At 34.6% G+C, this 12,109-nt stretch carries 13 protein-coding genes; 11 read left to right on the top strand and 2 right to left on the bottom strand.

What is annotated here, in order from left to right:
• The first annotated feature begins 88 nt into the window (after positions 1–88).
• From AABJ49_RS00910 to AABJ49_RS00860, 11 genes are all read left to right on the top strand, one after another.
• The gene (locus AABJ49_RS00910; protein WP_262319378.1) at positions 89–580 is read left to right on the top strand and encodes a hypothetical protein; all 492 of its coding nucleotides are present in this window, start codon (positions 89–91) and stop codon (positions 578–580) included.
• Between the two features lie 11 nt (positions 581–591).
• Positions 592–1,041 carry a PaaI family thioesterase gene (locus AABJ49_RS00905; protein WP_262319379.1) on the top strand — a complete coding sequence of 150 codons (450 nt, stop codon included), beginning with the start codon at positions 592–594 and terminating at the stop codon, positions 1,039–1,041.
• A gap of 60 nt (positions 1,042–1,101) precedes the next feature.
• Positions 1,102–2,223 carry an MBL fold metallo-hydrolase gene (locus AABJ49_RS00900; RefSeq protein ID WP_127137572.1) on the top strand — a complete coding sequence of 374 codons (1,122 nt, stop codon included), beginning with the start codon at positions 1,102–1,104 and terminating at the stop codon, positions 2,221–2,223.
• Positions 2,224–2,411: 188 nt separating this feature from the next.
• Positions 2,412–2,984, top strand: a complete 573-nt coding sequence (locus AABJ49_RS00895; RefSeq protein ID WP_338375270.1) for a hypothetical protein — start codon at positions 2,412–2,414, stop codon at positions 2,982–2,984.
• Positions 2,985–3,244: 260 nt separating this feature from the next.
• Complete coding sequence (locus AABJ49_RS00890; protein WP_338375268.1) at positions 3,245–3,790, top strand: DUF2975 domain-containing protein; 546 nt, start codon at positions 3,245–3,247, stop codon at positions 3,788–3,790.
• A 2-nt stretch (positions 3,791–3,792) separates the two neighbouring features.
• The gene (locus tag AABJ49_RS00885) at positions 3,793–3,999 is read left to right on the top strand and encodes a helix-turn-helix transcriptional regulator (protein WP_338375263.1); all 207 of its coding nucleotides are present in this window, start codon (positions 3,793–3,795) and stop codon (positions 3,997–3,999) included.
• A gap of 170 nt (positions 4,000–4,169) precedes the next feature.
• A complete protein-coding gene (locus AABJ49_RS00880; protein WP_338375261.1) occupies positions 4,170–4,637 on the top strand; it encodes a hypothetical protein in 468 nt (155 codons plus the stop codon).
• 149 nt (positions 4,638–4,786) lie between these two features.
• Positions 4,787–5,209 (top strand): hypothetical protein, encoded by a 423-nt coding sequence (locus AABJ49_RS00875; protein ID WP_338375259.1) that lies wholly within the window; start codon positions 4,787–4,789, stop codon positions 5,207–5,209.
• 233 nt (positions 5,210–5,442) lie between these two features.
• Positions 5,443–6,174, top strand: a complete 732-nt coding sequence (locus tag AABJ49_RS00870) for a hypothetical protein (protein WP_338375257.1) — start codon at positions 5,443–5,445, stop codon at positions 6,172–6,174.
• 525 nt (positions 6,175–6,699) lie between these two features.
• On the top strand, positions 6,700–8,967 hold the full coding sequence (locus AABJ49_RS00865) for an acyl-CoA dehydrogenase (RefSeq protein ID WP_338375256.1): 2,268 nt from the start codon (positions 6,700–6,702) through the stop codon (positions 8,965–8,967).
• A 34-nt stretch (positions 8,968–9,001) separates the two neighbouring features.
• Positions 9,002–9,736 (top strand): NAD(P)H-dependent oxidoreductase, encoded by a 735-nt coding sequence (locus tag AABJ49_RS00860; RefSeq protein WP_338375254.1) that lies wholly within the window; start codon positions 9,002–9,004, stop codon positions 9,734–9,736.
• A 36-nt stretch (positions 9,737–9,772) separates the two neighbouring features.
• On the opposite strand, the gene AABJ49_RS00855 is transcribed toward AABJ49_RS00860, so the two are convergent.
• A complete protein-coding gene (locus tag AABJ49_RS00855; RefSeq protein ID WP_338375252.1) occupies positions 9,773–10,951 on the bottom strand; it encodes an AIR synthase related protein in 1,179 nt (392 codons plus the stop codon).
• A gap of 244 nt (positions 10,952–11,195) precedes the next feature.
• Positions 11,196–12,053: an OmpA family protein gene (locus tag AABJ49_RS00850; RefSeq protein ID WP_338375251.1), complete on the bottom strand. Its 858-nt coding sequence runs from the start codon at positions 12,051–12,053 to the stop codon at positions 11,196–11,198.
• Positions 12,054–12,109: the final 56 nt, after the last annotated feature.

Below are 12,109 nucleotides of genomic sequence, written 5' to 3'. Positions count from 1 at the left end.
AATCGTTTTGATTTTCACTTCATTTAGCGTCAGTTTCAATCAAGGAAAAATACAATTAACAAAATATGAAAAATCAATCCCTAAAAATATGATAAACGAAAACACCTTTGAACTTCCCTTACGAAATGGGATTAAACCCAAAACTACACCAAGCAACCCACATATGCAGCTGAATCAACAGCCCGAAGACCGTAAACTCGTTGATTCACTAATGGATTGGGCATTCTCGCTTCCTGAAATCAACAAAGAGTTCAGCAAAATATCTGTTCCCGGGGCCCAAGCTATGTGTCTCTCTTCCGACAAAATGTGCAATGATTGTCACGCCTTTATGATTGGAAATGAGTTTGCTCACTTTCATCCAGTGCCCGTTGGCAGTATGCACTTAGGTCTAACATTAAAAGATGCTGAATATGTCATAAGCCGAGGTTGGGGTGAGTTACACCCAGTTGCCAAAATGGGCTATCTTACTCATAATTTTATTATGGTGTATGCCCCTCGAAATGAAGAAGAAAAAGAAATCATTAAAAAAATTATCTTGCGGTCTTATTTATTTGCAACCGGCAAATTAAATGACAAATAAAGCCATAAAATATGCAAAAAGAATTTATTGAGTTATTAAAAAAAGGCATTGAAGAATTGATGCCTGCTAATCAACTATTAGGTATAAAAATTTTGGAAGTGAAGTCGGGTTATGCACATCTTCACGTTCCTTTTAAAAACGAATTCATTGGAGATTTCATTCAGCAGCGTTGGCACGGAGGGTTTTTAGCTGCTATTGCAGATACAGCAGGTGGCACTGCAGCTGCTACTACGCTGCAATCTCCCAAAGACAAACTCAATACCATTGATATGCGCATAGACTATCTACACGCTGCAACCTCCAGCGATATAGAAGCTAAGGCTCAAGTGATTAAAGATGGGAAAACCATCGTTAAAGTGGATATTCAACTTTTTCAAGACCACCAAGAAAATCCTGTAGTAGTTGCCCGTTGTGTTTTTAGCAAATTAATAAAAGAAAATAGTGATAAGCTTTCTGGATAAGATTAGATGTGTTGGCTTTTTCAAGAATTTAAATGAATCAAATTTTTCTATCTAAAAAAGATGAACAAGTTTTTTCGAAAATTAAAAAAAGTGATGATTGTATTTATTGTAATAGTTTCCATTTTAATTCTTGCTCTTTGGCTTTTTATGCAACAAGATAAATTTGGGGCTTCTCCAACCAAAGATGACAGGCAAAAATATGAACAACTCTCTAATTATAAGGATGGTAAATTTCAAAATATCAGTCCAACACCGATGCTTACCCCTAATTATTCTTGGACACAAGTGATAAAAGAGCAACTATTTGAAAAACCTTCTAACCCTATTCCTGATAAAACATTACCTACCATTAAAACCGATTTGAAAAGTTTAGCAATTGAGGAAAATGTTCTTGTTTGGTTCGGTCATTCCAGTTATTTTATGCAACTCGACCAAAAAACCTATTTGGTAGATCCTGTATTCAGCGGCAATGCATCTCCCGTTCCCGGTACCAACAAAGCCTTTGCGGGAACGGATATTTATCAAGCAGAAGATTTTCCCAAAATCGATTACCTTATCATTACCCACGACCATTATGACCATTTAGATTACCCCACTATAATCCATCTAAAAGAAAAGGCAGAAAAGTTTATAGTTGGTTTAGGGGTAGGTAATCATCTTAAAAAGTGGGGCGTTCCCGAAGATAAAATCATCGAATTAAATTGGTACGAAAGCACACAACAAGGCACCGACCTAAGCATTCATTGCGAGCCTGCTCGGCATTTTTCGGGCAGAGGATTTTCCCGCAACAATACCCTTTGGGCATCCTTTTTAATTAAATCACCATCGATGACTATTTATGTAGGTGGAGATAGTGGTTACGATAGTCATTTTGCAGCCATTGGGAAGAAATATGCAACAATTGATTTTGCTATTTTAGATAACGGTCAGTACAATGCTGCTTGGCGAGCGGTTCACAATTTTCCGGAAGACGTTATACAAGCTGCCAAAGATTTAAAAGCCAAGCGCATATTGCCTGCACACTCTTCTAAATTTAAAATGGCCAATCACAATTGGGACGACCCTTTAGAAACCCTAACACAGCTTAATAAAACAGAAAACCTAAACATTGCAACCCCAAAAATTGGCGAAGTGGTTTACCTAAAAGATACCACCCAAGTATTTGATTTTTGGTGGAAATAAAAGACCTAAATTACTTTTGATAAACACCGAACCGCTAACAGCGTATATAACTTATGGCGGGGAAAGTGGTAAATTCAAGTTTTTTGCTTTTAAGTAAGTTTGGTGCAAGCCGACAAGAAAGCACTTCGAAAACCGCCACAAGTCATATACGCAAACCGTTGTAGCACATTAGACCAAACCAAGAACGAATGAATAAAACTACAGTACTATTACTACTATTGACTATCGCAATTATATCCTGTAAAAATTCTGAAAAGGAATTTGACGAACTGAAAATTGCTGAAAAATATTTCGTGGCACTTGACGAATCTAATAGTTCTAAAATGAAAGATTTATTAACCGACAGTCTGATAACCACGATACCCAAATATGACTATGAAGTGAGATATTCTAAAAATGATTATGTAGGGAATTGGTTAAAATGGGATTCTGTTTTTGAACCAACTTATAAAGTAATCGAAATGAGTTCGGAAAACGGAATTGTCAAAGCAAAAGTTTCAAAAACTGATAATAGAATTCTGTTCTTTATGCAAAAGCCTTTTTTGACAAATGAGATTCTGAAATTTGAAAACGACAAAATCATTACCATAGAAACGGAGTACCTAAATTTTGACGAAGAGACTTGGGGAAAAAATAGAAGCGAACTCTTAAACTGGATTTCGGAAAATCATCCTGAATTGAACGGATTTATCGATGACCAAACGGAGGCTGGTGGAAAGAAATTTTTAAAAGCTCTTGAACTATATAAAAATAAAAAATAACGTGCTACAACAATGGCTATAAGTAATTGCTGGTTCTTGCCTATTTCTGAAAATCCTCGCGGATTTTCAGTTTGGTGTGTACTTGCAAAGTTAATCGCTAACCCACGCAACTACTCATAGCCGAGACCGTTGTGTGTAATTTGACCAAACACTAAACAATTGAAAATCAATTAAATATAAATTATATTATTTTTTTTTAATACTTTATTATTGTTTTACGATAATATTTTATAGATTTGCAATAATAAAATTAATTTAAAATGAAAAATCAAACAAAAAACACAGACAAGGGTATTAAAGCCTTTAACACAATTTACGTTGGAGGAATTGTGTTCGCAGGAATTCAATTAATTGATTATCTACAATGGACCTTTCAATTATTAAGAAAATGGAAATTACCTGAAGAGCCTTTTTTCTCTAAAGTAAACTTGACAAGTATTGATAATGAAATGTCAATAACAGCTTATTTAATTTTTGCAGTTTGTTACATTGTTGTATTTGGATTTATATTTTTAGGTCTTTACCAATTGAATAAAACGACAAAGTTGTTCGCAGAAAAAAATATTTTTCAAAACGAAGTTGGTTCAGCTTTTAAAAAAGCAGGTAAATCATTTCTTGCTTTTGCTTTTGGAACATTGATTATTGATATTGCTTTATTAGTTTGGACGCTAGGTTCTAGTAGGGTTATTGACTTATTTTCTACCGAATTAATCGTCTTTTTGATTTTAGGTTATCTTATGTTCTTTTTAGCAGACATTTTTAAAGAAGGGATAACTCTAAAAGAGGAAAACGAATTAACTATTTAATTATGGCTATTATAGTTAATTTAGATGTAATGCTTGCAAAAAGAAAAATGCAATCGAAAGAATTGGTTGAAATTCTCGGAATTACACCAGCAAATCTATCGATATTAAAAACAGGTAAAGCAAAAGCGATACGATTTACAACACTTGAGGCAATCTGTGAGGCTTTAGAGTGTCAACCAGGAGATATTTTAGAATATAGAAAAGAATAAAAACTACACAAAACAATGGCTATAAGTAATTGCTTGTTCTCGCCTACTTTGGAAATTCCTGCGGAATTTCCAACTTGGTGTGTACTTGCAAAGTTAAGTATTAAACCACGCAACTACTCATAGCCGAGACCGTTGGCTGCAATACAACGAAACTAAATCGAAATTTTAATATGGAAGAAAATACTCTGACTGAAAACTCATTTGAAGAATTTGAAAATATAAAAAAGAGAAGAAGAAAACTTCTTCCTTGGTGGATTAAAATTTTCTGTTGGATATTTATGTTGTTCGGACTTTTGTCTCTTGTTTGTTTAATTCTCGGTTTTACAAATATTAAACCTGCTCTTGCATTCTACGGATTTGAAACGAATGAACCTTTTTCTTTAAATGGACTGATTGTTATTTCAGTTGGACTTCTGAAAGGAATTACAGCATTTGCTTTGTGGTTTGAAAAAGATTTCGGAATAAAAATTGGAAAAATAGATGCAATAATCGGAATTGCTCTTTGCATAATTTCTATGGTTGTTTTACCTTTTATTCAAGATGGATTTAATGTAACGATTAGGTTAGAATTAGCATTATTAATCCCATTTCTAATCAAACTGAATAAAATTCAAAAAGAATGGGAATCAATAATCTGAAAAAAGCACTACAGCCTACAACGTGTATAAAAATTGCTAAATTAGTGATTAAACAAAGTCAGTTGCAATTTTGTTACGTCTGATTTTCCTGCGGAACATCCTCGCACACAAAACCGCAACTTTTCATACATAAACACGTTAACAAATAAATGCAAAGACACCTACCAAAAATAGCCCTTGCCTACATAATCGAAAACTTCCAAGAATTCTTAGAAAACCTTTTCGATGCCAAAAAGAAAACCAATGCAGAAGAGCTAACACTATTAGACAGCAAACTGAAAACCAACTACAATATAACATTTCTAGAAATTACAGAAAACGAATACGAAACCATTGCACTCACTTTAGAAAAAATAGATAGCATCACCTTAGATAAAATTGCGTTACTAATTTACAGAGCAGTCACATCAAAAAAGAAAACAGAATTAATAGATAAATTCAAAACTAACAAAGAAATTTTCAACCGTTTAATGCAACTCATTCAGCTTTCAGAAAAAAAATCTAACAAGGTATCAGTAGAAAGAAACAATTTAAAAAATTCAGTGCAACAAAAATTAAATGCTAAAGCCTAAACATGCTTCTTATCTTCAAATTCCAAACCCTCAACCACCTAACAACCAGTAAAAAAAGTCAAAAATCCCAACATTCCACCCTCACACCAAAGCCCCAAACCCTCGAAAACCCTTACAAATAAAGATATTGTAAGAAATTTACATTTTTGTAGTAAAATTGTCATAAAAAATCATAAATAATTAAAAAAGATTTAATAACTTCAATCTATTATTAACCTTAAAACCAGTTATTTATGGCATCAACATCAGAAGTCGGGCATGCAAAAAATGTTGCAAACTTTCAAGATTTAATTCAGTTTGTCACAGGCTATGGAGCAAACTACAATCCATCAAAAAACAGTCTTAAACTGCCACAACTTGTCGCATTAAAAGAAGAAGGAGACAACAAACTGACAGAAGTAATTGCACAAAACACAAATTACAACAACAGTGTCAACGAACGCTTTGCCGCTTTTAGCAATGTCAAAACATTAGGCACACGTTTAATAAATGCATTGCAAACAACAGAAGCATCAAAAGAAACCATAGATGATGCAAAAGGCTTCAATAGAAAACTACAAGGCAAAAGAGCTTCTAAAATCGAAACTCCAGCAGACCCAAACGCTCCTGCTCCTAAAACCATTTCGTCAAGCCAACAGTCCTACGATCAATTAATACAACACCTAGCGGGTTTAAAAGCAGTACTAAAAGCAGAACCAAGCTACACACCAAACGAAACCGATTTACAAGTGGGTGCATTAGAATTAAAAATTGATGATTTAAATGCAAAAAATACAGCCGTCACAACCGCTTACGCTAACGTCAGCAACGCAAGAATAGACAGAAACAAAACCCTTTACACAAAAACAAACAATCTAGTAGAAACGGCACAAGAAGTAAAAAAATATGTAAAATCAGTTTTCGGAGCAACCAGCCCAGAATATGCCCAAATAAGCGGTCTAAAATTCACAATCAAAAAAGACTAAGACCCAAAAACCTTTCGCACTCACTACATCAAAAAGACTTATTGCAGCTGCCGTAGGTCTTTTTTCATCTCCAAAAAGAAATAATCCTCCCACAAATAGAAATAAAACACCAACAAGTAGAATTATAGCTCCCACATATAGAAATGTAACAAGTTAATTTAGATTTAGACCTCCCGCATTTAGAAATATTACAAGTAAATTTAGAATTAGAACTCCCACATTTAGAAATATCACAAGTTTATTTAGATTTAGACCTCCCACATTTAGAAATATTGCAAGTACATTTAGAATTAGACCTCCAACACTTAGAAATAGTACAAGTACATTTAGATTTAGACACCCCACATTTAAACAAACATCCCACCCATTCGTAATTCGTAATTCCCAATTCCTAATCAACTTTCCTCAAAACCTAAAAAAATCTTAAACACCAAAAGAAACCAAACGCAATTCCTTAAATTTAGACAACCAACACAAAAAAACAGACAACCAACAATAAAAAAAACACCTGAAACAAACAAAAACATGACACCAGACAACAACAAACTAATAGCTTTCACACCCCTATTCTATTTAGTATGGTCAGATGATTTGCTTACCCAAAAAGAATTTGAAATCGTAAACAAATTCATAACCACACAAACTTGGCTTTCACAAAACGAACAAGAAGAACTGCTACACAAAATCGATATATCAAACCCACCCTCAAGAAAAACTTTAGACAGTTGGTACCAAGAAATAAAAGAAATCGTAAAACAGCATCCCAAAAGTCAATCATTATATGATATCGCACTCGCTTTATCCCACAACAACGAACACATAAAAGCATTAGCAACCCCTTTCAAGAAAATAGAAATCGATTTAGGAATCTTAGGAGAAGAATTCACCAGTAATTTCAAAACAAACGAAGACACCTTCACCTCCAAAAGCCAATCCAATACCAATTTTGATGTCCAAAAACTAACCACCTTTTTAGACGGAGCACAAGCACCCATAATCAACAAAGTAAAGACTATAATTTCAAGACCAGAGTTTGCCTATGAAACCACAACAGACATTCACATTTATAGAGAAACAGTTTACGAATGGTGTAAAGTTTTAGCCCATGAGGATTTAGGAAACATGGCCTATCCTAAACAATACGGTGGTGGTGGCAACATAGCCGATTACTTCGCAATCATGGAAACCCTAAGCTATCACGATTTAAGTTTAGTCATTAAGTTCGGAGTACAATTCGGTCTTTGGGGAATGAGCATTCATTCACTAGGAAAAGCCAAGCATCACGAAAAGTATTTAAAGGATGTAGGTTCCTTAAAATTACCAGGCTGTTTCGCAATGACAGAAACCCATCACGGTTCCAACGTAAAAGGTCTCGAAACTACAGCTACTTACAACCACACAGACAAAACCTTTACCATACAAACCCCAAACAAAAACGCACAAAAAGAATACATAGGCAATGCAGCCGTTCATGGACAAATGGCAACCGTTTTTGCCAAACTAATCATAGACGACCACGACTACGGAGTAAATGCTTTCATAGTTCCAATAAGAGACGAAAAAGGAAACACCTTAAAAGGAATAACCATAGGAGATTGCGGCCTAAAAATGGGATTAAACGGTGTCGACAACGGAACCATAAGCTTCCACGAAGTAGTAATTCCAAAAGAAAACATGCTAGACCGTTTCGCATCCGTAAACGAACAAGGAGAATTCGAAAGTCCCATTGCCAGCGACAACAGAAGATTCTTCACCATGTTAGGAACTCTAGTCGGTGGTCGAATAGGAATTCCCCGTTCAGCACTAGCAGCCGCAAAATCAGGACTAACCATAGCCATAAAATACGCAGACCAAAGAAGACAATTCGGTCCAGAAGGTGGTTCAGAAATACCAATTTTAAATTACAGAATACACCAAAGAAGATTATTACCACATTTAGCCAAAACCTATGCTATACATTTCGCATTGCAATACCTAACCAACCGTTTCATCAACAGAACCGAAGAAGAAATGCAAGAAATAGAAGCCTTAGCAGCAGGTATGAAGTCCTACGCAACATGGAACACCACAACAGTATTACAAGAATGCCGAGAAGCCTGTGGAGGAAAAGGCTACCTATCAGAAAACCGAATAGATGCGCTAAAAAACGACACCGAAATATACACCACTTTCGAAGGAGACAACACAGTCCTAATGCAACTAGTAGCCAAAAACAGATTGTCAGAATTCAGAAAATCATTTGGAGAAATGAGTTCGTTAGGCATACTAAATTACGTCTTCGAAAATGCCAAAACAGCCATATCAGAAAAAAATCCAATAGCCACAAGAAACACCAACGAAGAACATTTACTAGATGCTGAATTCCACTTACAAGCTTTTCAATACAGAGAAAAAAGCATAGTAGCTTCAGCCGCAAACCGAATCAAAAAACTAATAGACAAAGGCATGGAACCTTATGATGCCTTCAACGTAGTGCAACACCAAATGATAGATGTAGCACAAGCCTACCTAGAACGAGTAACATTAGAACAATTCCAACAAGCCGTTGAAACAGTCGAAGAGGAAGCAGTCAAAACAGCCTTAACTAAACTAGCACATTTATATGCTTTGCATCAAATAGAAAAAAACAAAGCTTGGTTCTTAGAAGAAGGCTACATGGAATCCGTAAAAACAAAAGCCATTAGAAAAATGGTCAATCAATTATGTTGGGAAATAAGACCAGATGCGGTATCTTTAGTAAATGCATTCAACATTCCCAACAGTTGTTTAGCAGCTCCAATTGCTTTTCAATAAAAAAAAACATAATTTAATTTAAAACACAACTATCATGAGCCAACCAGACTTCAGCTTATTAAAAACCATATACATCAACTGCACCCTAAAAAAATCTCCAGATAAAAGTCACACTGATACCTTAATGGATGTGTCCAAAGAGATCATGAAAAAGGAAAAAGTCAGCATAGAAGAAATCCGATTTATAGACCACAAAATAGCTACAGGAATCTACCCAGACATGACCGAATACGGTTGGGACGAAGACGAATGGCCAACCCTTTTCAAAAAAGTCATGGACGCAGACATTCTAATTGTAGGAACACCCATATGGTTAGGAGAAAAATCATCAGAATGCCAAAAGCTAATCGAAAGATTATATGCCATGAGTGGAAAAACAAACGAAAAAGGACAATACATCTTCTACGGAAAAGCTGCAGGTTGCATAATCACAGGAAACGAAGACGGAGTAAAACATTGTGCCATGGGAATTTTATATGCATTGCAACACGTAGGCTATTCCATTCCACCCCAAGCCGATGCAGGTTGGATAGGAGAAGTAGGACCTGGACCAAGTTACGGTGACACCGAATGGCAAGGCAAAAAAATCAGTCCACCACTAGGAACAGACTCAGACTTCACCAACAGAAACACCACCTTCATGACGTATAATCTATTACACTTAGCACACATGCTTAAAAGTCAAGGAGGTTACCCAAAATACGGAAACTCAAGAGAAGACTGGGACAACGGAAAACGCTGGGAATTCGAAAATCCAGAATACAGATAAGAAAAAACCAACTCTATTTTGAGTTTGTTTTCTATATTAATATTCGAATGTTCCGTATTCACTTTTAATTGTGAGCTTCTTTGTAGGACTCTCTTCTACTCTACCGACAATCTGCGCCTCAACCCCAAATGATTTTGAGATTTCGATGATGTCATTTGCAATAGATTCATCTACATAAAGTTCCATTCGGTGTCCACAATTAAACACTTGGTACATTTCTTTCCAATCCGTTTTAGATTGTTCTTGTATCAATTTAAATAAAGGAGGAATTGGGAATAAGTTATCTTTAATCACATGTACATTATCAACAAAATGCAACACTTTAGTTTGTGCTCCACCACTACAATGCACCATTCCACAAATTTCTTTAGGAGTATATTTGTCTAAAATATTTTTAATTATAGGAGCATAAGTTCTCGTTGGTGAAAGCACTAACTGACCAGCATCAATAGGAGAATTTTCAACTGCATCCGTCAATTTAACTTGACCAGAATAAACCAATTCATTAGGCACAGAAGCATCAAAACTCTCAGGATATTTCTCAGCCAAATACTTATGAAACACATCATGACGAGCAGAAGTTAAACCATTGCTTCCCATTCCACCATTATAACTTTTCTCATAAGTAGCTTGACCAGAACTTGATAATCCAACGATTACATTTCCTGGTTTTATATTAGCATTGTCAATTACATCAGAACGTTTCATTCGAGCCGTAACTGTAGAATCAACAATAATAGTTCTAACTAAATCTCCAACATCAGCAGTCTCACCACCCGTAGAACGAATCGTAATACCAAATGATTTTAACTCATTCAATAATTCTTCTGTTCCATTAATAATAGCAGATAAAACCTCAGCTGGAATTAAGTTCTTATTACGACCAATTGTGGAAGAAAGTAGAATATTATCTACAGCACCAACACATAATAAGTCGTCAATATTCATAATCAAAGCATCTTGAGCAATACCTTTCCATACGGAAACATCACCAGTTTCTTTCCAATACATATAAGCTAATGAAGACTTTGTACCTGCTCCATCTGCATGCATTATGATGCAATACGCATCATCGTTCGTTAAATAATCAGGTATAATTTTACAAAAAGCTTTAGGAAAAAGCCCTTTATCTATATTTTTAATGGCATTGTGAACATCTTCTTTGGCAGCAGAAACTCCACGAAGATTGTAGCGTTGACTTGTATCAGAACTCATTTTTGTAGTTTGTGTGTTGTGTGGCAAAGATAGGAAAAGATTTTTGGATTTTTAAAGTTTTACATTCTCGGAACACAGATTGAAGAAATTAGGGAAATCAGTAAAATTTAACCGCAATTTACAAATTAATAATACTAATATGAAAACTATGAAAAGCAAAGCGACTTTAGACTCAAACTAAAACTAAAACTATGTAATCTATGTGGTTTAAAAAGAAGTTGAAACATTCAAATTAAATTATCAATTACTTTTTGACAATCAAAATTTCCACTCTTCTATTGGCAACACGCTCCTCTTCGTTTTGTTCAGGAATTGGATACAAAGGCATAGAACTTCCAAATCCTTGAAAACTAACTCTTGCTGCTGAAACTCCTCTAGAAACTAAAAACAATTTAATAGCTTTTGCTCGTTCTCTTGATAACATAATTGAACGAGAATCAGTCACATCAGCATTACAACAAACATGTCCTTGCACTTGAATTACCAATTTTGGATTGTTTTGCATAATGAAAGCCAAATCATATAAAATAGGTCGAGATTCATTCATAACTCCAAATGTGTTGTGGTAAAAATTGATATCTTTTAGAATCAATGTTTTGCCTTCTCTAGTTTTTGCAATTCGTTCATCTAAGGGAGCATCATCTGAAATAACTTCATCTAGTACAAATGTCGAATCAACAATAATTTCTACTTCTTCTTTTATTCCTAAAATTTCGTTTTCTCGTGCCAAATCTTTTTCTTTAATATAATAGATTGTAACCTTTCTATTTTCTGCTTTGTTTTTAGATTGATTAAAGTTTTCACCGTAACTTCTACTTTTAAAATCTTCTCTAAAAGGCACTTTACCTTTGATTATCTCAAATACATGATTCACTCTTTTCTTAGCCAAAGTATCATTATAACCACTACTTCCGTCTTCATCGGTGTATCCGTTTATAGCAACAATTTTATCTTTGGTATGAAATTTCGTCCATTCTTCTAATTTCTTATTTTCTGTTTTTGTCAATTCAAATTTATCGCTATTAAAATAAACGACAAATTGTTCTTGAGCAAAAGTGTTTAAAGTTAAAAAAAGAATAATAAAAGATAAAAAAGGCTTCATTTTAATGATTTAAGATTTAAAAAACTAAGTAACGATAATTATATTACATAAAAAAG

Source organism: uncultured Flavobacterium sp., from assembly GCF_963922255.1.
In the GTDB taxonomy this organism is placed as follows: domain Bacteria; phylum Bacteroidota; class Bacteroidia; order Flavobacteriales; family Flavobacteriaceae; genus Flavobacterium.
Note: the sequence above shows the minus strand (reverse complement) of the source record. Positions and strands in the feature narration are given on the sequence as shown.